The 25,809-nt window shown below is 78.3% G+C and carries 19 protein-coding genes; 4 read left to right on the plus strand and 15 right to left on the minus strand.

From position 1 onward, the window contains the following. Nucleotides 1-19: 19 nt before the first annotated feature. The 3 genes from Q0848_RS08950 to Q0848_RS08960 form a co-directional block, all read right to left on the minus strand. The gene (locus Q0848_RS08950; protein WP_299036761.1) at nt 20-2,170 is read right to left on the minus strand and encodes a S8 family serine peptidase; all 2,151 of its coding nucleotides are present in this window, start codon (nt 2,168-2,170) and stop codon (nt 20-22) included. A gap of 130 nt (nt 2,171-2,300) precedes the next feature. Further along, nucleotides 2,301-2,519 (minus strand): hypothetical protein, encoded by a 219-nt coding sequence (locus tag Q0848_RS08955; protein WP_299036762.1) that lies wholly within the window; start codon nt 2,517-2,519, stop codon nt 2,301-2,303. A 617-nt stretch (nt 2,520-3,136) separates the two neighbouring features. Next, nucleotides 3,137-5,557, minus strand: a complete 2,421-nt coding sequence (locus Q0848_RS08960) for a S8 family serine peptidase (RefSeq protein WP_299036763.1) — start codon at nt 5,555-5,557, stop codon at nt 3,137-3,139. Nucleotides 5,558-5,830: 273 nt separating this feature from the next. On the opposite strand from Q0848_RS08960, the gene Q0848_RS08965 reads away from it, so the two are divergent. Next, on the plus strand, nt 5,831-7,456 hold the full coding sequence (locus Q0848_RS08965) for a methyl-accepting chemotaxis protein (protein WP_299036764.1): 1,626 nt from the start codon (nt 5,831-5,833) through the stop codon (nt 7,454-7,456). 181 nt (nt 7,457-7,637) lie between these two features. Next, nucleotides 7,638-9,056, plus strand: a complete 1,419-nt coding sequence (locus Q0848_RS08970; RefSeq protein ID WP_299036765.1) for a four-carbon acid sugar kinase family protein — start codon at nt 7,638-7,640, stop codon at nt 9,054-9,056. 147 nt (nt 9,057-9,203) lie between these two features. On the opposite strand, the gene Q0848_RS08975 is transcribed toward Q0848_RS08970, so the two are convergent. From Q0848_RS08975 to Q0848_RS09005, 7 genes are all read right to left on the minus strand, one after another. Next, nucleotides 9,204-10,058, minus strand: coding sequence for an ABC transporter ATP-binding protein (locus tag Q0848_RS08975; RefSeq protein WP_299036766.1), 855 nt, complete (start codon nt 10,056-10,058; stop codon nt 9,204-9,206). Beyond that, complete coding sequence (locus tag Q0848_RS08980) at nt 10,055-11,125, minus strand: iron chelate uptake ABC transporter family permease subunit (protein WP_299036767.1); 1,071 nt, start codon at nt 11,123-11,125, stop codon at nt 10,055-10,057. The genes Q0848_RS08975 and Q0848_RS08980 overlap by 4 nt, the downstream gene beginning before the upstream one ends. Beyond that, complete coding sequence (locus Q0848_RS08985; protein ID WP_366146507.1) at nt 11,122-12,198, minus strand: iron ABC transporter permease; 1,077 nt, start codon at nt 12,196-12,198, stop codon at nt 11,122-11,124. The genes Q0848_RS08980 and Q0848_RS08985 overlap by 4 nt, the downstream gene beginning before the upstream one ends. A gap of 47 nt (nt 12,199-12,245) precedes the next feature. Continuing rightward, nucleotides 12,246-13,340 (minus strand): ABC transporter substrate-binding protein, encoded by a 1,095-nt coding sequence (locus tag Q0848_RS08990; protein WP_299036769.1) that lies wholly within the window; start codon nt 13,338-13,340, stop codon nt 12,246-12,248. 219 nt (nt 13,341-13,559) lie between these two features. Beyond that, complete coding sequence (locus Q0848_RS08995) at nt 13,560-14,579, minus strand: quinone oxidoreductase (RefSeq protein WP_299036770.1); 1,020 nt, start codon at nt 14,577-14,579, stop codon at nt 13,560-13,562. 76 nt (nt 14,580-14,655) lie between these two features. Beyond that, nucleotides 14,656-15,471 carry a GAF and ANTAR domain-containing protein gene (locus Q0848_RS09000; protein WP_299036771.1) on the minus strand — a complete coding sequence of 272 codons (816 nt, stop codon included), beginning with the start codon at nt 15,469-15,471 and terminating at the stop codon, nt 14,656-14,658. A gap of 394 nt (nt 15,472-15,865) precedes the next feature. Beyond that, complete coding sequence (locus Q0848_RS09005; RefSeq protein ID WP_299036772.1) at nt 15,866-16,780, minus strand: manganese catalase family protein; 915 nt, start codon at nt 16,778-16,780, stop codon at nt 15,866-15,868. A gap of 153 nt (nt 16,781-16,933) precedes the next feature. On the opposite strand from Q0848_RS09005, the gene Q0848_RS09010 reads away from it, so the two are divergent. Next, nucleotides 16,934-17,782, plus strand: coding sequence for a TetR/AcrR family transcriptional regulator (locus tag Q0848_RS09010; RefSeq protein WP_299036773.1), 849 nt, complete (start codon nt 16,934-16,936; stop codon nt 17,780-17,782). A 13-nt stretch (nt 17,783-17,795) separates the two neighbouring features. On the opposite strand, the gene Q0848_RS09015 is transcribed toward Q0848_RS09010, so the two are convergent. The 5 genes from Q0848_RS09015 to Q0848_RS09035 form a co-directional block, all read right to left on the minus strand. Beyond that, on the minus strand, nt 17,796-18,389 hold the full coding sequence (locus Q0848_RS09015) for a GNAT family N-acetyltransferase (protein ID WP_299036774.1): 594 nt from the start codon (nt 18,387-18,389) through the stop codon (nt 17,796-17,798). Then, entirely contained in the window at nt 18,386-19,414 is a 1,029-nt protein-coding gene (locus tag Q0848_RS09020; RefSeq protein WP_299036775.1) for a zinc-binding alcohol dehydrogenase family protein, read from the minus strand. Before Q0848_RS09020 ends, Q0848_RS09015 begins: the two co-directional genes overlap by 4 nt. A gap of 147 nt (nt 19,415-19,561) precedes the next feature. Beyond that, nucleotides 19,562-20,797, minus strand: coding sequence for a cysteine desulfurase-like protein (locus Q0848_RS09025; RefSeq protein ID WP_299036776.1), 1,236 nt, complete (start codon nt 20,795-20,797; stop codon nt 19,562-19,564). Between the two features lie 73 nt (nt 20,798-20,870). Beyond that, on the minus strand, nt 20,871-23,324 hold the full coding sequence (locus Q0848_RS09030; RefSeq protein ID WP_299036777.1) for a SpoIIE family protein phosphatase: 2,454 nt from the start codon (nt 23,322-23,324) through the stop codon (nt 20,871-20,873). Nucleotides 23,325-23,454: 130 nt separating this feature from the next. Then, nucleotides 23,455-24,084 carry a class I SAM-dependent methyltransferase gene (locus tag Q0848_RS09035; protein ID WP_299036778.1) on the minus strand — a complete coding sequence of 210 codons (630 nt, stop codon included), beginning with the start codon at nt 24,082-24,084 and terminating at the stop codon, nt 23,455-23,457. 210 nt (nt 24,085-24,294) lie between these two features. Between Q0848_RS09035 and Q0848_RS09040 the strand changes: the two genes are divergently transcribed. Next, nucleotides 24,295-25,797, plus strand: coding sequence for an NAD(P)/FAD-dependent oxidoreductase (locus Q0848_RS09040; protein ID WP_299036779.1), 1,503 nt, complete (start codon nt 24,295-24,297; stop codon nt 25,795-25,797). Nucleotides 25,798-25,809 lie beyond the last annotated feature (12 nt).

Raw genomic sequence — 25,809 nt, forward strand, 5'->3', positions numbered from 1 at the left:
GCGGCGGGGCGCGGTGGCGCTACCGCGCGACGGCGGCCGCGGTGCGCGCCGAGTCCGGTCCGACGCCGGCGGCGTTGACCGCCCGGACGACCGCGGTGTAGCGCGCGCCGTTCCGCAGTCCCTTCGCGGTGAGCGACGTCGCGCCCTTCGGGGCGGCGAGCGTGACGTCGCGCCGGGTGCCGCTCTCCCGCACGACGACCTGGTAGCCCGTGATGGCCGCGCCGCCGTGGCTGCTCGGCGCGGCCCAGCGGAACGTGACCGTCCGGTCCGAGCTCTTCGAGGACCCGCCGGCGGCGGAGACCGACCGGGGCGCGGACGGCAGGGTGCGGGGCCGGGCGACGACGGAGGCGGCCGGCGAGGCCCCCGGGCCGTTCACCGCCGTGACGCGGACCTCGTAGCCGAGCCCGTTGACGAGCCCCCGCACGGTCACCGAGCCGCCCGTCGTGGTCAGCCGCTGGTCCTCCTGCCCCTTGCCCCGGACGAGCACCTCGTACCGGGTGATCTTCGAGCCGCCGTGCGAGGCCGGGGCCGCCCAGGTGACGACGGCCGAGCGGTCGCCGTCGCGCACCGCGAGCCGCTGCGGCGCGGTCGGCGTCGTGGCGGGGCGGGCGACGGCGGTCGGGGCCCACGGACCGGCCCCGCCCGCGTTCCGCGCGCGGACCCGCACCTCGTAGCCGAGCCCGTTGACCAGGCCCGTGGCCGTCCACGTCGTCGTGCCGGCGGGCAGGACGGGGCGCTGCACGGGCTGGCCCTTGCCCCGGACCTCCAGCTCGTAGGCGGTCGGACGCCCGCCGCCGGACGTCGTGGACGGCGCGCTGAAGGAGACCGCGGCGCGCCGGTCGGTGGAGACGACCCGGACCCGCTGCGGGGCGGCGGGCAGCACCGAGGTGCTGGCGCGCAGCAGCGCGAGCGCCTCGTCCGGGTCCACGAGCCCGTAGCCGGTCGCGACGTCGCGACCGGGCGCGCCGAGGTCCTCGGCCGTCGACGTGAGCGCGGCCGAGATCTCCGCGGGCGCGGCCGTCGGCACGGCGGCGGCCAGGGCGGCAGCCGCCGCGGCCACGTGCGGGGTGGCCATGGAGGTGCCGCTCGAGCCGCCGTACCGGTTCCCCGGCACGGTCGAGAGGACGCCCGAGCCCGGTGCCGCGAGGTCGGCGTGCGAGCCCTGGGAGGAGTACGGGGCCCGGGCCAGCGAGCGCTCCAGGGCGGTGACGCCGAGCACCTCGGGCAGCGCGGCGGGGTAGGACGTGGGGGACCCCCGCAGCCCCTCGTTGCCCATGGCGGCCACGACGACGACGCCGCGGCGGACGGCGTGCGCGACGGCGGCCGCGAGCACGCGGTCGCTCTCCGGGCCGCCCAGCGACAGGTTGATGACGTCGGCCCCGTGGTCCGCGGCCCACGCCACGCCCTCGGCGATGTCGGAGGTGTACCCCGTGCCGGTCGCGTCCAGCACGCGGACGGGCAGCACCTGCACCCGGCCCAGGACGCCCTGGCCGCCCAGGCCGTTGCCGACCAGCGCCGCGACGGTGCCCGCGACGTGGGTTCCGTGCCCGTTGCGGTCCCTCCACCCGTCGCCGGCCCCCACGTAGTCCGTGCCGCGCAGGACGACCCCGGCGAGGTCCTCGTGGGTCCCGTCCACCCCGGTGTCCACGACGGCGACCACGGGAGCGGTCGGCGCCGCCGCCGCGCGCAGCGCCTCGGCGCCCAGGGCGTCGAGCCCCCACTGCTCCCCCCGTCGCGGGTCGGTCGCGGCCGCGGTGGCCCTGCCGGCCGTCGCCGCCGGGGGGGCGACGGCCCCGATGGCCCGCATGGTGCTGTCGACCGCGGCCGCCTCGACCGAGGGGAGCTCGTCGAGGACCTGGGCGACCTCGGCGGCGTCCGACGCCTCGACGGCGACGCGCTCCACGGCGAAGGACCCGTCGTCCCCCTCGACGGCGACGGAGACGACGGCTCCCTCGCCCGGGTCGACGAGCGCGTCGAGGACCTCGGCGGCCGCGGGGGCGGCCAGGTCCTCCACGACGTCCTCGGGCAGGACCTCCTCGAGCGCTTCGACGGCGGCCGCGGCCGGCACCGTCGCGACGGCCGTCGCGGCGGAGGCGGGAGCGGCGGCGGGCACCGAGACGGCGGCGACGGCGATGACGGCCAGGGCGCTGGCGCGGCGGCGGAGGGTCACGAGGTCGATCATCGGCGTGCCGGGCGCCGCTCCGAAGCCCTTTCACCCCATCGGTGCGCGGGCCCGGTGCGACGGCCCACGTCCGGCCCTGCTCGTGCGGGGGCGGGCGGTCGCCGCACCTCCCGCGCGCTCAGCCGCCGGTCGAGGGAGGGGGCGCCAGCTCCTGCGGGGGCGACGCGGGGTCGGCGAGGTGGACCCGCCCGTCGAGGAGGACGGCGTCCTCGAGCGCCACCCCGTCGAGGGCGCGCACGGGCACGGGGACCGGCGTCCGCGGGACGCCCTCGTGCAGGTCCGCGTCCCCGCACGGCGGGACGACGCCGCGCAGCTCGGGCCCCGTGGGTGCCGGCACCTGCGCCCCGGCGGGCGGATCCCACCGGACGTACCGGCGCCCGTCGACCTCGACCGCCGCGAGGCAGGAGCTCCCGACGGCCGGTGGCACCGGCGCGGCGGGGGTCGGTCCGCCAGGGGTCGGTCCGGCGGGGGTCGGTCCGGCGGGGGGCGGTGCGACGGGGGGCGGTGCGGCGGGCGTCGTCGGCGCGCCGCCGGTCGCGGCCGGCGGGGAGGGCGGCGGGGAGGGCGGCGGGCCCGGCCCCCCGCCGGGTGCGCCGCACGCCCCGAGGAGCAGCGCGACGGCGACGGCGAGGGCGGGCCGGTCCCGGCGAGCGCGTCGTGGTCCCACGGGACCTGGGACGCGGGCGGGCCGCATCGCGGTTCCCGCCCTGCCACGGGCGCCCGCTGGTTCCGCAGCGCTCGCCGGTCCCACAGCGCTCGCCGGTCCCACAGCGCTCGCCGGTCCCGCAGCGCTCGCCGGTCCCGCAGCGGCTCGCCGGTCCCGCAGCGGCTCGCCGGTCCCGCAGCGGCTCGCCGGTCCCGCAGCGGCTCGCTCCAGCGCACCGCCCGCACCGCCCGAGGCGGTGCGGGCGGGCGTCGGCGGGCGGCCGGCTACCGGGTCACCGGGTCACCGGGCTACCGGGCCGCCACGAGCGCGGTGCGCGCGGACGCGGCGCCGGCGCCGGCCGGCGTCACGGCCTGGACGGCGACGCTGTACCGGACGCCCTTGCGCAGCCCCGTCACGGCGGCGGTCTGCGCCGCACCGCCGGACGTGGTCGCGCGGACGGTGACGACCGAGTCCTTCCGGGCGCCCTCCGCGCGGAGGAGGAGGCGGTAGGCCGAGACGGCCGTCCCGCCGTCGGAGGCCGGGGCCGACCAGGTCACCGAGACACCGGTGGCCCGGTCCCTCGTCGAGCCGGAGGCCGAGGAGACCGAGAGGGGCGCCGAGGCGGTCGTCCGCGGGCGGACCGCGACCGTCGCCGCGGGCCCCGCGCCGTCGGCGGTGAGCGCCCGGACGTGCACCGCGTGGTCGACGCCGTTCACCAGTCCGGTGACGGTGGCGGCGCGGGTCGTTGCGGCGGTCCGCACGACGACGTCCGCCCGCCCGGGGGCGGAGACGACGACCTCGTAGCCGGTCAGCGCCGACGCCCCGGTGCTCGTGGGCGCCGTCCAGCTGACGGCGGCGCGGGCGTCGCCCGGCACGGCGCGCGGCGAGCGCGGGGCCGTCGCGGGCGCCACCGGGCGGACGGCCGTGGTGGCGGGCTCTCCCAGGCCGACGCTGCTGCGGGCGCGCACGTCGACCTGGTAGGTCGTCGCGTTGACCAGGCCCGTGACGGCCAGCGAGCGGACCTCCGCGGCCGTCGTGAGGACGCGGTCGGTGCGCCCCCTCGTCCGCAGCCGCACCTTGTAGCCGGTGACCTCGGCGCCGTCGACCTGCGGGGGCGCCGTCCAGCTGACGCTCGCGCGCGCGTCGCCGGCGACGGCCGTGACGGACGCCGGCGCGGCCGGCAGCGCCGGCTGCACCTCCGGCTCCGGGGTCGGGATCGGCTCGGGCTCCGGGGTCGGCGTCGGCGTCGGCGTCGGGGTCGGCTCGGGCGTCGGGGTCGGCTCGGGCTCCGGGGTCGGCGTCGGGGTCGGCTCGGGCTCCGGGGTCGGCGTCGGGGTCGGCTCGGGCGTCGGGGTCGGCTCGGGCGTCGGGGTCGGCTCGGGCTCCGGGGTCGGCTCCGGGTCCGCGGCCGGGGTCGGGGCCGTCCCCGCCAGCTGCGCGGCGCGCTCGACGGCCGCCACGGGGGCGACCCGGCCGTGGCCGTGGAGGTCGTCGAACCCGGCGGCGCCGAGGTCGAGCGCCGTGCTGGTGAGCACCTCGGTGACCTGGGCCGGCGTCAGCGCCGGGGCGACGCCGCGCACGGCGGCGGCGGTCGCGGCGGCGTAGGGCGAGGCCATGGAGGTGCCGGACATGCCCACGTACTCACCGCCCGGGTACGTGGAGACGATCGCGGCGCCGGGCGCGGCGACGTCGGCGTGCGCACCCGTGGAGGAGAAGGGCGCCCGCACGTCCCGCGCGTCCGTCGCCGTCACGGCGAGCACCCCCGGGTAGGCGGCCGGGTAGGACGTCGGGTAGCCGCTGCGCCCCGCGTTGCCCATGGCCGCGACGACCAGGACCCCGTGGTCGGTGGCGTACCGGACGGCGCGGGCGAGCACCGGGTCGTCCCCGGGCCCGCCGAGGGAGAGGTTGAGGACGGAGGCGCCGCGGTCGACGGCCGCGACGACGCCCTGGGCGATCACGGCCGTGCTGCCGCTGCCGTCGGCCCCCAGGACGCGGACCGGCATGACCCGCGCCCCGCCGACGAGGCCCTCGACGCCGACGCCGTTGCCCACCTCGGCGGCGACGACCCCCGCGACGTGGGTGCCGTGGCCCTGCGGGTCGGTCGAGCCGTCCCCGCTGCCGGCCACCAGGTCCAGCCCGGGCACGAGCGCGTCGTCGAGGTCGGGGTGGGTGCCGTCGACGCCGGTGTCGAGGACGGCGACGACCGGGGTGGCGCCCACGAGCGGGCGCAGGTCGTCGGCGCGCAGCACGGACAGCGGCCACTGCCGGGAGCGCAGCGGGTCGGGGGCCGCGCTGGTCGTGCTGCCGGAGGCGAGGACCGGGGCGCCGAGGGCGCGCACGGTGCCGGCGACGGCGGCCTCCTCCACGGAGGCGAGGCCGTCGAGCAGGCGCGCGACGCCGGCGGCGTCGGCCCGGGCGACGTCGAGCGCCTCGACCACCAGGCCGCCGTCGGCGTCCTCGACGGCGACGGACACGACGGCGCCCGCGCCCGGGGCCACGAGGGCGTCCTCGACGCGGTCCTCCTGGGCTGCGGTGAGGTCGCGGACGACCTCGACGGGAAGGACCTGCTCGGCGAGCAGGTCGGCGGTCGGGGCGCCGGTGGCGGCCCGGGAGGCGGTCGAGGACACCGGATGGGACGCCGGCTGGGCGCCGGCGGGCAGGGCTGCGAGGGGCAGGGCGAGCACGGCGGCTGCCGCGACGAGCGGGAGCCTGGCGGGAGAGGTGGTCACGGGAGCGGCTTCGGCACGTGCTCGCCGGCCGAGGCGCCGCGGCCGGCCGGCTCACCCGCTCGTCGTCGCGCTCACCCGCACGCCGCGCCGGACGGGTGGGGACTCCTCCCCCGGTCGGCGCAGCCGGCTGCCGGGACGCGCTGGACCCAGGACCTCCCTGGTCGGGCCCGGACCCCGATCGGTGCCCCGGTGGGCTCAGCCCGGGCACCCGCGGGCCGATGGACGGCCAGGGGCTGTCGACCGCGCAGCGCCAGCACCGACCAGGAGGCACCGATGGACGCCAGAGACCTCTCCCGCCGCGGCACCGAGGAGGCCGCCTCCGGGGGGTGGTTCGCCGACCGCTCGGTCGCCGCGAAGATCGCCGCGGCACTCGCCGTCGTCGCCCTGGTCGCCCTCGCCGTCGCCGGCGTGGGCGCGGCGAAGATGGCGTCGCTGCGCTCGACGGCGCAGGTGCTGGCCACCGACGGGATCGCCCCGCTCGTCGAGCTGTCGGCCGTCCAGCGCGGCTTCCAGGCGGCCCGCGCCCGGATCGTGGAGTACCCCGCGGCGACCCCCGAGGTGCGCACCGAGCTGCTGGTGCAGCTGGACGAGAAGCTCGGCGACATGGAGGGCGCCCTCGAGGCCTACGCCCCGCAGGCCGCCGACCCGCAGGCCGTCGCCGACCTGCGCGGGGCCGTGGAGGACATCCTCGCGGTCACGCAGGAGCGGCTCGTCCCGATGGCGGACGCCGGCGACGTCACCGGCGCCGCGACGGTCTACCGCGAGGAGGTCCTGCCGCTCGTCACCGTCGGGGCGGAGGCCATCGAGGTGGCCGGGGTGGCCCAGGAGGCGCAGGCCCTGGGCCAGGTGGAGGAGGCGACGAGCACGGCGTCCGGCGCCGTGGCGCTGATCGGCGCGGTGCTCGTGATCGGGCTCGCGCTCGCGACCGCGCTCGCCGTCCTCGCCGTGCGGCGCATCACCCGGCCGCTGGCCCGGGTCTCGGCCGTCCTCGACGCGATCGCCGACGGCGACCTGACCAGCTCCGCGGACGTCACCTCGCGCGACGAGGTCGGGCGGATGGCCGCCTCCCTCGACCGGGCGACCACGAGCCTGCGCGGCACCGTGGCGACCCTGGCCGCCACCTCCAGCACCCTGTCGGCCGCCAGCGAGGAGCTCTCGGCCACGAGCGGCGAGATCGCCGGCGGCTCCCAGCAGGCCTCGGCGCAGGCCGGCGCCGTCTCGGACGCCGCCGACGAGGTGTCCCGCACCGTGGCGACCCTCGCCGCCGGCGGCGAGCAGATGACCGCCTCCATCCGGGAGATCGCCGAGAACGCCTCGCGCGCGGCGCAGATCGCCGCCCAGGCGGTGGCCAGCGCGTCCTCCGCCGACGCCACCGTCAGCCGCCTCGGCGCCTCCAGCGCGGAGATCGGCGCCGTCGTGCGCGTCATCACCGCCATCGCGGAGCAGACGAACCTGCTGGCCCTCAACGCCACCATCGAGGCCGCCCGCGCCGGTGACGCGGGCAAGGGCTTCGCCGTCGTCGCCGGCGAGGTCAAGGAGCTGGCGCAGCAGACGGCGCAGGCCACCGAGGACATCACGCGCCGCGTCGACGCCATCCAGCACGACTCGACCTCCGCGGCCACCGCCATCGCCGAGATCAGCCAGGTGATCGACAGCATCAGCGACTACCAGACCATGATCGCCTCGGCGGTGGAGGAGCAGACCAGCACGACGGCGTCCATGAACCGCGACGTGGCCGGTGTGGCGGACAGCTCCGGCGCCATCGCCGCGGGCATCGGCGGCATCGCCGCGGTGACCGACTCCACCTCCAAGGGCATCGGCGAGACCCGGCGCGCCGCGGGCGAGCTCGCGCGGCTGTCCTCGGAGCTGCGGGCGGTGGTCTCCGGCTTCCGGGTCTGAGCGGTCGCCGCCCCCGGGGGCAGCGGCGCCGTAGGGTCGGGCGTCGCGGCGGCAGCCGCCCGTCCCGCGAGCCCCGCGAGGGGCGGTCGGCGCGCTCGTCCGCGGCGCCGGACGTCGGAGCCCGGTGGCTCCCGCGGCCGGCGGCGGGAGACCGGACGTCCGACGACGGAGCGGAGGAGCGATGGAGCTCGACGACGTGCTGCGGGGGGCGCCCCCCGAGGCCGGCGTGACGGCGGCGCAGGTGGCCGAGGCCGTCCGCGGGGCGGGCACCACCCTGGTGGTCCTCGACGACGACCCGACGGGCACGCAGTCCGTGGCGGACCTGCCCGTCCTGACGCGCTGGGAGCACGACGACCTCGCGTGGGCGCTCGAGGGCGGCCCCGCGCTGTACGTCCTCACCAACTCGCGCAGCCTCGACCCGGCGTCGACCGCGGAGCGCACCCGCGAGGTGGTGCGCACCGCGCTGGCCGCCGCCGGCTCCCGCGGCGAGCGCGTGACCTTCCTGTCCCGCAGCGACTCCACGCTGCGCGGCCACTTCCCGCTCGAGACCGACGTCATCGCCGAGGAGCTGGAGGCCGCCGGGCACGCCCGCCCCGACCTCGTGCTCCTGGCCCCGGCCTTCCCCGACGCCGGGCGCGTCACCGTGGACGGCGTCCACTGGACGCGCGAGGGCGGGCGGATGGTGCCCGTCGGGGAGTCGGAGTTCGCCGGCGACGCCACGTTCGGCTACCGCAGCTCGAGCCTGCCCGAGTGGGTCGCCGAGAAGACCGGCGGCGCCGTCGCGGCCCGCGACGTGGTCGTGCTCGACCTGGCGACCGTCCGCCGCGGGCCGGACGCCGTCGCCGACCTGCTGCGCGGCGCGCCCCCGGGCTCCGTCGTCTCGGTGGACGCCGCCACGCAGGGCGACCTGCAGTCGACGGCGCTCGCGTGCGCCCGCCTCGAGGGCGAGGGCCGCACGCTCGTCTACCGCACCGGGCCGGCCTTCGTGCGCGCCCGCGTCGGCCAGGACGCCCCCGCCGTCGTCCGCGGCGTCGACGTCGGGAGCGGCTCCGGCGGGGGCGGTCTCGTGGTCGTCGGCTCGCACACGGGCCTGACCACCCGCCAGCGCGACCGCCTCGTCCGGGCCCGGCCCTCCACCGAGGTCGTCGAGCTCTCCGTGCCCGTCCTCGTCGACGACGCGAGCCGCGACGGCCACCTCGAGGACGCCGTCGCCCGCGTGGTCGAGGCCCTCGGCCGCGGCGACGTCCTCGTGCAGACCAGCCGGGACCTCGTCACCGGCGACGACGCGAGCAGCAGCCTCGCGCTGTCGCGCACGGTGTCCTCCGCCGTGGTGGACCTCGTCGCGCGCGTCCTCGCGCTCCGCCCGCCCCGCTTCGTCGTCGCCAAGGGCGGCATCACCTCCCACGACGTCGCCACCCGCGGCCTGGGCATCAGCCGCGCCGTCGTGCGGGGGCCGATGCTCCCCGGGCTCGTCTCCCTGTGGGAGCCCGTCGACGGGCCTGCCGCGGGCGTCCCCTACGTCGTCTTCCCGGGCAACGTGGGCGACGACGACGGCCTCGCGCAGGTCGTCGAGCGCCTCGCCGGCGACGCCCCGGGCTGAGCCGCTCCGGCGACGACCGGGCCGGCCCGACGACCGCGCGCACGGGGAGGACGAACCCCGCCCTCGTGCGCCGGAGGCCGGCGTCGTGCCTGGTCGGCGACCTGCGCGCGCGACGCCCGAGGACTTCGTCCTCCCCGTCGGCGGGGCTCAGCCCGCGTCGGGGCGGCGGCCTCCGCCGACCCCGAGCTCGTCGCGCACGCCGTCCACGTGGTGGCGACCGATCGGCAGGACCATCGGGCGGCCGGAGACCGGGTCGAGCACCACGCGGCTCTCCAGGCCGAAGACGGCGCGCACGACCTCCTCGGTGAGCACCTGCGCCGGCGGGCCCGGGGCCGTCGCCAGCCCCCCGCCCGCCATCGCGACGAGGTGGTCGGCGTAGCGCGCGGCGAGGTTGAGGTCGTGCAGCACCATGACGACCGTCGTCCCGCGCGTGCGGTTGAGGTCGGTGAGCAGGTCCAGCACCTCCACCTGGTGGGCGACGTCGAGGAAGGTCGTCGGCTCGTCGAGCAGCAGCAGGTCGGTGCGCTGGGCCAGGGCCATCGCGATCCAGACCCGCTGGCGCTGGCCCCCGGAGAGCTCGTCGACGGGCCGGTCGGCCAGCTCGCCGGTCCCCGTCATGGTCATGGCCTCGGCGACGGCGGCGTCGTCCTCGCGGCTCCAGCGCTGCAGCGCGCGCTGGTGGGGGTGACGCCCCCGCCCCACGAGGTCGGCGACCGTGATGCCGTCGGGGGCGATCGGCGACTGCGGCAGCAGCCCGAGCGTGCGGGCGAGCTGCTTGGCCGGCATCCGGTGGACGTCGCGGCCGTCGAGGACGACGCGCCCCTCGCGCGGTGCCAGCAGGCGCGACATCGAGCGCAGCAGCGTGGACTTGCCGCAGGCGTTGGCGCCGACGACCGCGGTCACGCGGCCGGGCGGGACCTCCAGGGCGAGGTCCTCGACGACGGTGCGCCCGGCGTACCCGAGCGTCAGCCCCTCGGCGTGCAGGCGGTGGGCGTCGGTCACAGGGAGCCTCCGGTGCGGTGCGTGCGCACGACGAGGTAGACGAGGTAGGGGGCGCCGAGGACGCCGGTGACCACCCCCACGGGCAGGCGGGTGCCGAGCGCGTGCTGGCCCGCGAGGTCGGCGACGAGGACGAGCAGCGCGCCGACCAGGGCGGCGGGCACGAGCGGGGAGCCCCCCGGGCCGACGACGCGGGCGGCGATCGGCCCGGAGAGGAAGGCGACGAAGGCGATGGGCCCGGCCGCGGCGGTGGCGAAGGCGACCAGCCCCACCGCCGCCACGAGCAGCAGCAGGCGCGTGCGCCCCACCCGCACCCCGAGCGCCGACGCGGTGTCGTCGCCCAGCTGGGTCGCGGCCAGGTCGCGCGAGAGCAGCAGCAGGAGCGGTCCGAGGAGCGCCAGGGCGACCAGCAGGGGCCGCACCTGCTCCCACGTGGCGCCGTTGAGGCTGCCGGTCAGCCAGCGGGACGCCGCCTGCTGGTCCCAGACCGCGGCCTCGGACAGCAGGTAGGTCGTCACGCTGTCGAGCATCGCGGCGACGCCGATGCCCACGAGGACCAGCCGCGTCGTGGCCGAGCTCCGCCCGGCCGACAGCGCGTAGATGAGCAGGGCCACGGACAGGCCCCCGGCGATGGCGAAGGTGGAGACCTGGGAGGCGCCGAGCGAGAGCGTGACGATGCCGAAGGTGGCGGCGGCGCTGGCGGCCGAGGTGATGCCGATGACGTCGGGGCTCGCGAGGGGGTTGCGCAGCATCGTCTGGAAGGTCACGCCCCCGAGCCCGAAGGCGACCCCGGTGAGCACCGCGAGCACCGCGCGCGGCAGCCGCAGCGTGCCGACGGTGAAGGACGCGCCCGGCACCTCCTCGCCGAGGAGCACGCGCAGCACCTCGCCCGGGGGGTACGTCGTCTGGCCGACCACGAGGCTGGTGGCGAGCAGGACGACGACGAGGACGGCCATCACGGCGACGACGGCGCGCCGCCGCTGCGAGCGGCGGCGGCGTCCGCGGGCGACGTCCTCGGCGGTGACGACGGCCGTGCCCGCGCGGGCGGGGCGGGTCTCCAGGGCGCTCACAGCTCGCGGATCCTCTGCCGGCGCACCAGGGCGATGAACAGCGGGGCGCCCACCAGGGCGGTGACGATGCCGACGTCGATCTCCGCGGGCCGCGCGACGACGCGCCCCACGACGTCCGCGCCCGTCAGGAGCGCGGCGCCCGCCACGGCGGAGAAGGGCACGAGCCAGCGGTGGTCGACGCCGACGAGCAGGCGGCAGGCGTGCGGGACGACGAGCCCGACGAAGGCGATGGGCCCGGTGACGGCGGTGGTCGCGCCGCACAGCACGACGGCGCCCGCGGAGGCGACGCCGCGCGCGAGCGCCACGCGCTCCCCCAGCCCGGCCGCGAGGTCGTCCCCGAGCGCCAGGGAGTTGAGGGTCCGCGCCGTCGCGAGGCACACCAGGGCGCCGGCGGCGAGGAAGGGCAGCACCTGCTGGACCGAGCCCCACGTCGCGCCGCCGACGCCGCCGACGAGCCAGGAGCGGACGCCGAGCGCGATGTCGTTGCGGGGCAGGACGACGGCCGTCGTCAGCGAGGTGAGCGCGGCGGCCGTGGCCGCGCCCGCGAGCGCGAGCTTGAGCGGCGTCGCGCCCCCGCGCCCCAGGGAGCCGACGGTGTAGACGAACCCCGCCGCGACGGCGGCCCCCGCGATGGCGACCCAGGCGTAGGAGGCGGCCGACGTCAGCCCGAAGAAGGCGATGCCGACGACCACCGCCAGCGCCGCGCCGGTGTTGACGCCGAGGATGCTCGGGTCGGCGAGCGGGTTGCGGGTGACGCCCTGCATCACCGCGCCCGCCACCCCCAGCGCAGCCCCCGCGAGGACGGCGAGCGCGGTGCGGGGCAGCCGGACGGCGACGGAGGCCTGGTCGAAGCCGTCGACGGACCCGCCGAGCACCGCCCCCAGCGCGGCCAGGACCTCGCGCGCCCCCACCTCGCGGGAGCCGACGCCGACGGACGCCGCGACGAGCCCGAGGAGGACGCCGACCCCCACCAGCAGCCACAGCGGTCGCAGGTGCGCGCCGCCGCGCGCCCGCAGCGCCGGTGGCGCTGCGGGCGACGCGCCGGCGGGCGAGGGCGCCACGGCCGGGGTCATCGAGGGGCCGGGGTCATCGAGGTGCCGGGCTCATCGAGGGGCCGGGCTCATCGCGCGGAGTCGGCGGCCTCAGCGGCCCGGGCGGCCTCGGCGAGCATCCCGACGTAGTCGTCGAGGACGTAGGGGATGGCGAGCGTCGTCGGGTTGGACGCCGTCCCGATCGGCCCGTCGCTCGGCAGGGCGACGATCGCGTCGCCCTCGACCGCGGGGATCTGCGACAGCAGCGGGTCGCCCTCGAGGGTGGCGACGAGGTCCTCGCCGCCGTAGGTGACGATCACGTCGACGTCGTCGAAGACGTCGGCCCGCTCGGCGCTGACGCTCCCCGAGAAGCTGTCGTTGCCCTCGGAGGCCTCCTGCACGCTCTGCGGGACGGTCATGCCGAGGTCGGCGAAGAAGGCGACCCGGGTGTCCAGCGGCGTGTAGAAGTTCACGGTGCTGAGGTCGGTGGTGTCGACGTGCGTCATGAACATCGCCGAGGCGCCCTGGACCTCCGGGTGCGCGGCGACGGCCTCGTCGATCTGGGTCTCGAGGTCGGCGACGAGCGCCGCGCCCTCCTCCTCCATGCCCAGGCCCTGGCTGTTCAGCGCGATCGTGTCGCGCCACGAGGTGCCCCACGCCACGTCGGGGTAGGCCACGACCGGGGCGATCTGGCTGAGCGTCTCGTAGTCCTCCGGCGTCAGCCCGGAGTACGCGGCGAGGATGACGTCGGGCTGGGTGTCCGCCACCGCCTCGAAGTCGAGGCCGTCGGTCTCGTCGAACAGGACCGGGGTCTCGGCGCCGAGCTCGGTGAGCCGCTCCTCGACCCAGGGCAGGACGCCGTCGCCGTCGTCGTCCCCGAAGGTCGCCTCCGCCATGCCGACGGGCACGACGCCGAGGGCGAGGGGCACCTCCTGGTTGGCCCACGCCACCGTCGCGACGCGCTCGGGGCGCTCCTCGATCGTCGTGGTGCCCAGGGCGTGCTCGATGGTGACGGGCGTCCAGTCCCCGCCCTCGGCGCCGGAGGCCGCGGCCGCGGTGCTCCCGCCGGCGGGCGCCTCCTCGCTCCCGCCGGCGCTCGCGGCGCCGTCGGACCCGCAGGCCGAGACGCCCAGCAGGAGGAGGGCGGCGAGGGCGCCGGCAGCGGGTCGGGCGGCAGCAGTCATGGCAGGACCTCTCGGGCGACGGCACGGCGGGCGCCCGCGGCGCGCTCGCACCGGGCACCGCGGGGGGCGGGCGCGGGGCCTCGGGCCCCCCACGACGCGGGCGCGCCGTGATGAGGGCGCCTAACCACACACCGGCTGCGCCCGGTGCCGACCGCCCGGGCCGGGCGCGCCTCGCGCCCGCCCCGGTCAGGGCGACCGGGGCGCTCGGGCGCCCGGCGGTCAGCTGCGGCCGAGCTCGGCCTCCGCCTCCCCGGCCGGCAGGACGAGGAGCTTGCCGGTGGTCCGGCGCGCCTCGAGGTCCTCGTGCGCCTGGGCGAGGTCGTCCAGGGCGTAGCGGCCACCCACCCGGACGGACAGCTCGTCGCGGGCCGCCCAGCCCAGCACCGCGTCCGCGCGCTGGAGCAGCTCCTCGCGGGTGCGCGTGTAGGCGGCGAGGGAGGGACGGGTGACGTAGAGGGAGCCCTTGGCGTTGAGCTGCTGCGGGTCGAGGGGCTCGACCTGGCCGCTGGCGCCCCCGAACAGCACCATCACGCCCCGCGGGCGCAGGGCGTCCAGGCCCTCGGCGAAGGTGGCCCGCCCGACGCCGTCGAACACGGCGGCCACGCCCTCGCCGCCGGTGAGCTCGCGGGCCCGGGCGGCGAAGCCGTCGTAGCCGAGCACCTCCTCGGCGCCCGCCTCCCGCGCCAGCGCGGCCTTCTCGGGCGTCGACGCCGTGGCGAGCACCCGACCGCCGCGCAGGACGACCATCTGCGTGAGGAGCAGGCCGACGCCGCCGGCGGCCGCGTGCACGAGCACGACGTCGCCCGGCGCCACCGGGTACGTCGACGCGGACAGGTACTGGGCCGTGAGGCCCTGGAGCATCAGCGAGGCGGCCGTCTCGGCGTCCACGCCCTCGGGGACGGGGACGGCCTCGGCGGCGTCGACGACGACGCGCTCGGCGCAGCTGCCGGGAGCCTGCTTCCACGCCACGAGCTGCCCCTCGGCGAGGGCCCCGTCGACGTCCCCGTCACCGCGTCCCGCGCCGTCCCCGAGGGCGAGCACGCGCCCGGCGCCCTCCAGGCCCAGCCCGAACGGCGCCTCGCGCGGGTAGACCCCGCTGCGGTGGTAGGTGTCGATGAAGTTCACGCCCGCGGCGTCGACCTCCACGAGCACCTGCCCGGGGCCGGGGCGCGGCTCGTCGACGTCCACCACCTCGACGACCTGCGGACCACCCGTGCGTCGGACCTGCGCAGCTCTCACGCCGCGAGCATCCCGCAGCGCCCCCGCCACCGCCCCCCGGCGCGGGGGCCCGGCGCGGGGGTCTCGGCGCCCCGCCTCAGCGGGTGCGCTCGACGGCGCCCTGGCCGTGGACCTCCTGCGCCTGCGCGACCACCTGCGCCGCGAGGTCGCGCAGCTTGGTGTTCGTGCGCTGGCTGCGCCGGCTCAGCTCGGCGAAGGCCTCGTCGGGGGAGAGCCCGAGGGCGGCCACGAGGACCCCCTTGGCCTGCTCGATGACGGCGCGCGAGCTCATCGCCCGCTGCATCTGGTCGGCCAGCTCGGCGGTCTCGGTGTACAGCGCGGCCTTGGCGAGCGCGGCCCCGGCGTAGCCGGCGAAGACGCGCGCCAGCTCCACGACCTCCTCGCTCAGGGGGTCGCCGCCGCGCGTGAAGAGGTTGAGCGCGCCGACCGACCGGTCGACCCAGGGGACGCCGACGGAGAGCACCGACCCGACGCCGTGGCGCTGGGCCAGGGCGCTGAAGCCGGGGTACGTCGGGTCCGCCCCCGTGTCCCGGATGCGCACCACGCCCCCCGAGCGGGCGGCGTCCATGCAGGGGCCGAAGCCGTCCTCGTACTGGCGCTCGTCGAGCAGCGCCGACACCTGGTCGGTGAAGGCGGCGCTGCGCGCGCTGCCGTCGGCGTCGACGAGCGTGATGGACAGGGCGTCCACGTCGGGGAGCACCTGGGTCGCGAGCTCCGACACCTGCTGGAGGACCTGTCCGAGCGGCTGGTCGAGCCGGATGCGGCCGAGCTCGGCGAGGGCGGCGGAGCCGGCTGCGCCGGGCGGCGTGACCGGGTCGGGCGGGGCTGCGGGGGAGCTGCCGGCGGGTGCGGGGCGCCGGCCGGGCTCCCCGCTCGGGTCGTGCAGAGCCATCGTCGCGTCGTCCTGGGCCCCGTGCGCCTGTCGGCGCGCACCTGCCGTCGAGGGGTCGGCCCGACCCGTCGACGTCCGCGGTGGAGCTGGTGTCTCAACTCCGCGAGGTGGCGCACCGCCGCCTCGCGAACCGCGAGCGAGGACCGAAAGTACCCGGTCTGGCGGCCTCTGCGCGCCGCGGTCGCGCCGGGGCCTCGCGCGTCCGGCGGCACGACCCGTGGGGCGTCCCGGACCTCCCGGGGCGGTGCCTCGCCTCCGAGCACCCTCGTCCGGGAGCGGGGTCCGAGGGCTGGTCCGGGAGCCGGGCCCGGAGCTGACCCGGGCCCGACGCCGCGGCGCCCCGGCCACCCGCCGTCGCGGACGACGGACGGCCGGGGCGCCGCGGTGGGCCTGGTCAGTCCAGGGCGTCCTTGACCTTGTTCACGAGGCCCTCGCCGGCCTGCTTCACGGCGCCGCCGGGCGTGCCGGGCTTGCCCGGTCCCTGCGAGCCGTCGTAGGTGGCGAACAGGTTCGGGTCGGGCGCCGGCAGGGTGCCGATGTCGTCGGTGAGCGGCGGCGCGTCGGCGACGTACTCGATCTGGCCGTCGCCGAGGAGGGTCGGCCCCTGGGCCCAGCGGCCCTCGCCCGCGGCGCTGCCCGGGTTCGGGGAGTAGAACGCCTTGTTCCAGCGCTGGTCCTCCTCCTCGCCGTTCGAGTGCTCCACGACCTCGTGGTAGCCCTCGGAGACGAGCTCCTCGATGGCGAGGAGCCACTGCTGCTGGTGCCAGGTGTCGCGCGCGAGGTTGAACTGCAGCATCGCCTTGACGCCCGGGTCGTCCGTCATGCCGTACAGGCGCGAGGTCTGCAGGCGGCCCTGGGCCTCGGCCGCGGCGTTGGCGCGGAAGTCGGCCAGCAGGTTGCCGCTCGCGACGATGTAGCTCGCGTTCCACGGCACGCCCATGCTGTTCGTGGGCATCGGCCCGCCGCCGGCGACGATGGCGTGCTGCGGGTTCTGGCCGCCCAGCGTCGCGGCGAGGACGGGGTTGGCGGCCGCCGCGGCGGCGGTCGTCTCGGCCGGGGCGCCCTCGAGGAGGCGCGCGAGCATCGTCGTGAGCATCTCGACGTGCGCGATCTCCTCCGTCCCGATGTCCATGATCATGTCCTTGTACTTGCCCGGGACGCGGCAGCTCCAGCCCTGCCAGAGGTACTGCATCATCACGGTCATCTCGCCGTACTGACCGCCCAGGATCTCCTGGAACTTCATGGCGTAGAGGGCGTCCGGCTTCTCCGGCTTCGCCTCGAACTGCAGCTCCTTGACATGGCGGAACATCGATCCTCCTGGGTGTCGAGCGCAGGTGCGTCGTCCGGACGCCGGCTTCTCGAGCGCCCGCCCCGAGAGTGCCCCGGGACACCGCGCACCGCCCGTCGAGCCGCCGCCGGCCCCGTGGAGGGGGCGCCTGCGCGCCGCAGACGTGATCTTGCGATGATGATCCAGATCGGGGGGATGGCGCGCAGGGCGGAGGACAGCGACAGCGTGGACGAGCGACCCGGTGAGCCCCGTCCTGACCAGCCCGGACCCGGCCACCCCGTCCCCGACCAGCCCCGCCCCGACCACCCGAGCCCGGGGCCGGGGCGCGGTCCCCGGGGAGCCCGCGGGGAGATCCGCCGGCGCATCACCGAGGCGGCGCTGCGCTCCTTCGCCGACCACGGCCTGGACGGCTCCAGCACCCGCGCGATCGCCCGCGAGGCCGACTGCGACCCCGCGCTCGTGCGCTACTACTTCGCGAGCAAGCAGCAGCTCTTCGCCCACGTGACCGAGCGTCCGCAGGCCCTGGGCGACCAGCTGGACGCGATGGCCTCGCTGCCGCACGGCGAGCGCGCGGCCTACCTCGCGCACCTGGTCGCGACCTGCTGGGACGACCCCTCCACGGGCGCCTTCTGGCGGTCCCTGCTGCGCACGGGGGCGACGGACCCCGGCGTGGCCCGCACGGTCGAGGACACCTGGTCGGAGTTCGTCTCGCTCGGCATCGCCCTCGACCCGGCGTGGCCCGCGGACGGGTCGCGCGGGGACGCGTCGGGGGCAGACGGGCCGGGCGAGGACGCGACGGGCCAGGACGCGACGGGCCAGGACGCGACGGACCAGGACGCAGAGGGCCAGGAGGTGGCCCGCCGGCGGCGCAGCGTCGTCGCGCTGACCAGCATCACGGGGATGCTGGCGGCCGTGCACCTGTGGTCCTCCGCGCGCGCCCGCGACCTCAGCCAGCAGGAGAGGTCCGCGGCGCTGGCCGCCCTCCTGCAGGGCTGCTTCACCGCTGCCGCCCCCGGCGACTGAGCCCGCGGGCCCCTCAGGCCGTCGACCGGGCCAGGACGACGAACTCCAGGTCCTCGCGCCGGGGCCGGCCGAAGCGCTCGTCGCCGTAGGGGAAGGGGCGCCGCTCGCCGGTGCGGCTCCAGCCGCGCCGCTCGTACCAGGCCACCAGCTCGGCGCGCTGCGCGAGGACCGTCATCTCCAGGTCCGTGGCGCCCAGCGAGTCCCGCGCGTGCGCCTCCGCACCCGCCAGGACGGCGCGGCCGGTGCCCGCGCCCTGGTGCGCGGGGTCCACCGCCACCATGCCCACGTACGCCAGGCGCCCCTCGCCGGTGGTGCCGCCGGCGGCGGGGTCGGTGCCGGCGGGGTGGGCGCCCGTCGACGCCGCCGGGGAGCGGGCCTCCACGTGGCAGCAGGCGACGAGGCGCCCGTCCTCCTCGAGCAGGAGCACGGCCGAGCCGGGGGCGGCGACGAGGGCCCCCACGGCGGCCGCGTCGGTGCGCTGCCCGTCCAGGAGGTCGGCCTCCGTCGTCCACCCGGCGCGGCTCGCCTCCCCGCGGTAGGCGCGCTGCACCAGGGCGACGACCGCCGCGACGTCGTCGGGACCGGCCGTGCGCAGCACCGCGGTCACCAGCCCTCGACGACGACCTTGCCGACCACGGCGCCGCTCTCGACGCGGGCGTGCGCCGCGCGCAGGGCGGCCGCGCTGATCGGGCCCGAGCGCTCGGCCAGCGTCGTGCGCAGGTGGCCCTCGTCGACCATGCGCGCCACCTCGTCGAGGACCTCGCCCTGGCGGGAGGGGTCGTCCCCGTGCAGCGAGCGCGTGAACATGAGCTCCCAGTGCCAGCTGATGCTCTTGCTCTTGAGCGGCAGCAGGTCCAGGCCCTCGGGGTCGTCGATCGCGACGACCTGGCCGAAGGGCCGCAGGACCTCCGCGAAGAGCTCGACGTTCCCCTCGGAGTAGGCGCTCACGACGACGTCGACGCCCCGGGGCGCCACCTCGCGGACCGCCGCGGCGACGTCGCCGGAGCGGTCGACGACCACGTGGGCGCCGAGGTCGCGCAGCCACGTGCGGCTCTCCTCGCGCGAGGCCGTCGCGACGACCGTCATGCGCGTGAGCAGGCGGGCCATCTGCACCACCATCGAGGCGACGCCCCCGGCCCCGCCCACGACCAGCAGCACGCCCTCGCTCCCCGCGTGCAGCCGGGCGCGCTCCATGAGCACCTCCCAGGCGGTCAGCGAGGTGAGCGGCATCGCGGCGGCCTCGGCGTCGTCGAGGGTCCGCGGCGCGCGGCCGACGAGGCGCTCGTCGACGGCGTGCAGCTCCGCGTCGCTGCCCTGCCGGTCCAGCGCCCCCGCGTACCAGACGGCGTCGCCGACGGCGAAGCGCTCGACGTCCGCGCCGACGGCCTCGACCACGCCCGCGGCGTCGTAGCCCAGCACGCGCGGCTCCCCGCCGGGGTCCGCGCTGCGGCGCACCTTGGTGTCCACCGGGTTGACCGACACCGCGCGCACCCGGACCAGCACGTCGCGCGGGCCCGGCTCGGGGACGGGCAGCTCGACGTCCACGAGGCTGCGCTCGTCGCCCGCGGGCAGCGGCTGGGTGGTCGCGACCGCGCGCACGGTCGCCGTCGGGGACGCGGAGGGCTCGCTCATGGCGTCGACGCTACTGCGGGCCGGACCCGCCCCCCCGCCCGCGCGACCGCCCCGCGCGCCCGCGTCACCCGGCGCGCGGGCGCGCTCACCCGGGCGTGCTCCGCCGGACGGGTGAGCGGGGCTGCCGCCGGGCCGGGGGACGCCAGCTCAGGCGCGGGCGCCGTCCGCGACCTCGGCGACCGCCGCGAGGAGGCGGTCGACGTCGGAGTCGTCCGTGTACGGCGCCACGCCGGCGCGCACCATGCCGCCGGAGCCGCGCAGCCCCAGCACCTCGACGAGCTCGCGCGCGTAGTAGTCGCCGTCGGAGACCGCGACGCCGCGCGAGCCCAGCCAGCGCGCGACCTCCCGCGGGGTGGCGCCCGCCACCCGGAAGGAGACCGTCGGCGTGCGCCGCGCGGGGGCGCCGACGCGCGTCACGGCGCCCATCCCCTCCAGGCCCGCGAGCAGCCGCGCGAACACCCGGTCCTCGCCGGCCTCCAGCGCGGCCATCGAGGCGACCAGGCGGGTGCGCCGGTCCTCGCCCGGCGCACCCGGCACGAGGTCGGCCAGCAGGTCGACCGCCGCGGTGGCGCCCGGCATCAGCTCGAAGGGCGGGGTGCCGTGCTCGAAGCGCACCGGCACGTCGTCGGAGGCGGGCAGGAGCTTGTCGGGCTGCAGGCCCTCCAGCAGCACCGGGTCGGCCACGACCGCGGCCATGTGCGGGCCCATGAGCTTGTAGAGCGACAGGGCGTACAGGTCGGCGCCGAGCTCGGCGACGTCGACGGGCGCGTGCGGGGTCAGGTGCACGCCGTCGACGTAGGAGGTGGCGCCGACGGCATCGGCGGCCGCGGTGATCGCGGCGACGTCGGGGCGCGTGCCGAGCGCGTTGCTGGCCCCGGCGACGGCCACGAGCCGGGTGCGCTCCGTGATCTCGGCGACGGGGTCGACGAGCTCGCCGGTCGCCGGGTCGACGTCGACCCACCGCACCGTCGCGCCCGCGCGGGCGGCGGCCTGGGCCCAGGGCCGGACGTTCGCGTCGTGGTCCAGGCGGGTGAGCACCACCTCGTCGCCCTCGCCCCACGTCTTCGCGAGCGCGCCGGCCATCACGTAGGTGAGGTGCGTCATCGACGGGCCGAGGACGACGCCCTCGGGCACCCCGCCCACGAGGTCGGCGACGGCCCGCCGGGCGTCCTCGACCGCCTGCTCCGCCCGCCGGCTGGCCGCGTGCGGGCCCTTCCGGTTGGACACGGCCGACCCGAGCATCGCCGCGACGGCGCCGGCGACCGGCGCCGGCACCTGCGTGCCGCCGGGGCCGTCGAAGAAGGCCAGGCCCTCGGCCAGCGCCGGGACCTTCGCCCGCAGCGCCTCGACGTCGACGGGCGGGAGGGGGGTCTGCTCGCTCACGCGGACACCCTGGCAGCGGTGGGCCGCGGGAGCGCGGGGACGCGCGGGGCGAGCCGGCGCCCGGACGGGCGAGTCAGTCCGCCGGCTCCGGCGGGACCTCGGGCGGCACCACCTGCGGGCCGGCCTCGGGCGGGCGCGGCTGGTCCTGGGGGTGCAGGCGCACGGCGAGCAGGGCCACGTCGTCTTGGCCCTGCTCGGGCAGCAGCCGCTCGAGCAGCGCGTCCAGGACCTCCTCGAGGGGCCGGTCCACGACGTCCGCGAGCTCGCGGCGCAGTCGCGCCATCCCCGCCTGCAGCCCCAGGTCGCGGCGCTCGACCAGGCCGTCGGTGTAGAGCAGGAGCGTGCTGCCGCGGTCGACGACGACCTCGCCCTCGGTGCGGGGGCTGTCGGGCAGGATCCCGAGCAGCAGGTCCGTGCGGCGGGCGAGCAGCTGCTGCACCTCGCCGTCGGGCGTGGCCAGCATCGGCGGCGGGTGGCCGGCGTTGGACCAGCGGATGCGCGTGAGGCCCTCGGCGCGCATCTGCGGCGTCTGCTCGACGCGGGCGACGACGGCCGTGGCCGTGGTGTCCAGGAGCAGGCCCTCCATCGCGGCGTCGAGGCCGGCCAGGGTCTCCCTCGGGCCCTGCCCGCGGTGGAAGGCGATGCCCCGCAGCAGGCCCCGCAGCTGGCCCATCGCGGCCGCCGCCCGGGTGTCGTGGCCCACGACGTCGCCGATGACGACGACCGTGTCGCCGTCGGGCTGCAGGAAGGCGTCGTACCAGTCCCCGCCGACCCGCGCGGCCTCCGCGGCGGGCACGTACCGGACGGCGATCTGGGTGTGGTCGGGAGCGGGCGGCGCGGTGAGGAGGCTGCGCTGCAGCTCCTCGGCGAGGGACAGCTGCACCCGGTAGAGCCGGGCGTTGTCGAGGCCCACGCCGGCGCGCTCGGCCAGCTGCTGCACGGCCGCCAGGTCCGCCGGGCCGAACCCGGGGCCGGCGGCCCCGCGGAACGCGGTGAGCAGCCCGAGCGTCCGACCCCGGGCGACGAGGGGGAACACGGCGCCCCACTGCGGGGCGAGCTCGTCGAGGGCGTCGCGCGCCGCGCCCGGGCGCAGCACCCGGGCGACGGCCTCGTGCGCCGGCTCCGGCATCACGGCGGGGCGGCCCGAGGCGAGGGCCCGGTCGAGGTAGCTCGTGTCGTCGAGCGCCTCCAGGCGGTTCGCCGCGTACCGCGCGACCACCGGCCGCTCCGCCTCCTCGACGTGCCAGGTGCCCACGTCCTGCAGCGCCCCGTCGTCGCGCACCAGCGTGACGACGCACCAGTCGGCCAGCACCGGCACCACGAGCTGGGCGAGCCGGGCCACCGCCGCCTCGGGGTCCAGCGTGGCCGCGAGCTCGGTGCTGACCCGGGAGAGGACGTCGCGCCGGGCGACCTCGCGCGCCTGGCGCTCGTCGGCGGCGCGGCGCGCGGTGACGTCGGTGAAGTACACCGAGAGCCCGTCGACGACGGGGAAGACGCGGACCTCGTACCAGCGGTCGAGGGGGGCCGGGTAGTGCGCCTCGAAGGTGCTCGGCCGCCCCTCGTCCATCGCGCGGCGGTACTCGACGTCGAAGAGGCTGCCGGGCGCGGCTGGGAAGAGGTCCCACACGACCCCGCCGAGGAGCTCCTCGCGGCGGCGTCCGAGCAGCCGCTCGGCCTCCGCGTTGACGTAGGTGAAGCGCCACCGCCGGTCGAGGGAGAAGAAGGCCGCCGACATCGACTCCAGGACGCGGCGGACGCCGGCCTCGGCGGACTGCACGTCCGTCGTGTCGTACGCGGCTCCCAGGAGCCGCAGCCCGCCGTCGCCCCCGCGGACGACCTTGCCCCGCGCCGAGATCCACCGCACCACCCCGCCCGGCAGCACGATGCGGTACTCGGACGCGAAGTCCCCGACGGCGTCGATCGCCGCGGCGATGTCGGCCATGACGCGGTCGCGGTCCTCGGGGTGGAGGCGGACCTCGAAGTCCTCGAGCCGCCGGCCGAACCCCTCCGGGTCGTAGCCGAAGATGCGGATGAGCCGGTCGTCCCACTCGAGGCGGCCCGTGGCCACCTCGAGGTCGAACCCGCCGACGCCGGCGGCCTCGATGGCCAGGCCCCACCGCAGCCGGCTCCCCTCGAGCTCGTCCGCGAGGTCGGTGCGCTGGTTCTCGGTCACGACCGCGGCGGCGACCTCGACGAGGACAGCCACCTCGTCGTCGGTCCACGTCCGGGGCGTCGCGGTGGTGACCGCGAGCGCGCCCGTCGACTGCCCCGCCGCGACCAGCGGGACGGCGAGGACGGCGCCGACGGCGCCGGCGCGCACCTCGGGCGCGTCCGCCGTGCGGGGGTCCCGGGCGGCGTCGTGGACGACGAGGGGACCCGCGCCGGCTCCCGCCACCAGGGGGTCGGACCCCAGCGCGGCGGCGTCGGGGTGCAGCCGCACGCCGTCCGCGGCCAGGACCCGGCGCGCGAGCCCCGCGAGGCGCTGGCGGGCGGTCGGGGACGTCGAGGACGTCGAGCCGTCCGCCACCGCGACCTCCCCTGCACCGTCCGCCCCCGCGGGCTCATCGTGCCTCACGGCGCGCCCCCCGCACGGGAGCGCCTCCTGGGCCGCGGCGCGGCCTCCGCGCGGGACGCGGCCCCGGCGCTCGTGGCCCCGCTCAGCGCAGCGGCAGCGTGCCGCCCCGGACCTCGACGTGCCCGCGCAGGAACGTGGCGGCGCTGACGTCGTCGAGCTCCTCGACGCACCTCCACGGCCGCGCGTCGACGTGGACGCCGCCCGCCGCGCACGCGACGCGGGAGGCCAGGCGCCGCAGGAGGGCTCCGCGCGCCACGGTCGTGTCGACGACGGCGACGCGCGCGCCGGGCCGTGCCGCCTCGAGCGCGGTGCGCCACGCCCTCGGCCACGCGGGCATGAGCGAGAGGCAGTAGGGGAGCAGCACGGCGTCCGCGGGGCCTCCGAGGGCGTCGCGCAGGCGCCGGGCGGGCACCTGCTCGGCGTCGGCGAGCACGAGGCGGACGCCGTCCCCGCCGAGCCGGTCCGCCCGTCGTCGCGCCGCCGCGAGCATGCTCGGGCTCGCGTCCAGGCCGACGACGCGGCCACCGGGGCCCGCAGCCGACAGCAGGGCGGGCAGGTCCGGTCCCGTCCCGATCCCCACGACGAGCACGCGGCTGCCCGGTTCCACGTGGATCATCTCGACGGCGGCCTCGCGCCCGGGGGCGTAGAGCCGTTCCCCGGAGACGAGGTCGTAGAGCCGGCCGAGGTGGGCGTAGCGGGCGACGGCGGGCACGGCGGCTCCTCGGCTCGGTCGGCGGCGGACCGCGCGGCGGTCGCAGCAGCCTCTCGCGCCGCGGGTCCGCGGGTCCGCGGGCACGGGGCGAGAGCCGCGCCCAGACTGACGGGCACCGAGCGGCCGCCCCGACGGACTGCCGGGGCCGCGCGGCCGGAGCGGCAGGCGGGGCGGGCGGGCGCGACGACCGGGACGCCAGGAGGAGCAGCGATGACGGTGCAGAGCACGGGGTCCGACCCGGCGGCGGACACGTGGCCGGAGGGGTCGCGCCTGACCGAGCGGGACGCCGCGACGACGTGGGACCTGCTCGTCGTCGGCGGCGGGACGGCGGGACTCGTCGGCGCGCAGACGGCCGCCCTGCTGGGGGCCCGCGTGCTGCTCGTCGAGCGCGACCGCACCGGCGGTGAGTGCCTCTGGTCGGGGTGCGTGCCGTCGAAGGCCCTGCTGGCGGCGGCCTCGGCGGCGGCGGACGCCCGCCGGGCCTCCCGCCTGGGCGTGCACGCCGAGGTGTCGGTGGACTTCCCGGCCGTGATGGCGCACGTCCGACGCGCGATCGCCGACATCGCGCCCGTCGACGCCCCGCAGGCCCTGGAGGCCGCCGGCGTGCGGGCCGTGCGCGGCACGGTCGTCCTCACCGGGGCGACGACCGCCGCGGTGGACGGGCGCGAGGTCCGCTTCGCGCGCGCGCTGCTGGCCACCGGCTCCCGACCGGCTCCCCTCCCGCTGCCGGGCGTCGACCGGGTCGCGCCGCTGACGGCCGACGACGTGTGGGACCTCGAGGAGCTGCCCTCCCGGCTGGTCGTCCTCGGCGGCGGCACGACGGGCACCGAGCTGGCACAGGCTCTCGCCCGCCTCGGGGCGCAGGTGACGGTCGTGGAGGCCGGCGAGCACCTGCTGCCGCGGGAGGACGCCGACGCGGCGGCGGTCGTCACCGCGGCGCTGCGGGCGGACGGCGTCGACGTGCGGACGGGGGTGCGCGCCGCGTCGGTGCGCCCGGGCAGCTCTGGCGCCGGCGTCCTGGTGCTCGAGGACGGCGACGAGCTGGCCTTCGCGCGGCTGCTGCTCGCGGGGCCGCGCCGACCCGTCCTCGACGGGCTGGGGCTGGCCGCCGCCGGCGTCGAGGTCGACGCGGACGGCCGGCTGGTGCTCGAGCCGGGCCTGAGGACGACGAGCCCGAGCGTCTGGGCGGCCGGCGACGTCACGGGCGAGGACCTCTACACCCACACCGCCGGCGTGCGCGGCTCGGACGCCGCCGTCACCGCCGTCCTGGGTCTGCCGCGGCGCCCGAGCCCGGTCGTGCCGCGGGTCACCTTCACCGACACCGAGCTCGCCGCGGTCGGCGAGCCCACGACCGGGGACGCACCCGGCCGCCGCGTGCTGCACCTGGCGCACGACCACGTGGACCGCGCCGTCGCCGACGGGCGCACCGAGGGCTTCACCCGCCTGGTCGTCGACCGCCGCGGTCGCGTGCGCGGGGCCACGGTGGTCGGTCCGCGCGCCGGGGAGGTGCTGGCCGAGCTGACCGCCGCCGTGCTCGACGGGACGACGACGAGCGCGCTCGTGGCCCGGACGCACCCCTACCCCACGTACGGCGACGGGCCCTGGAACGCGGCCATCGCCGACTACCGCGCTCGGCTGGGGAGCCCCGTCGTGAGGGCCCTCACCCGCACCGTCGTGACCGCCCGGCGGTGGCGGCGCGCCCGGAGCGCCTGACCGAGAGGCGGC

The organism is uncultured Pseudokineococcus sp., from assembly GCF_947495735.1.
GTDB lineage: Bacteria > Actinomycetota > Actinomycetes > Actinomycetales > Quadrisphaeraceae > Pseudokineococcus.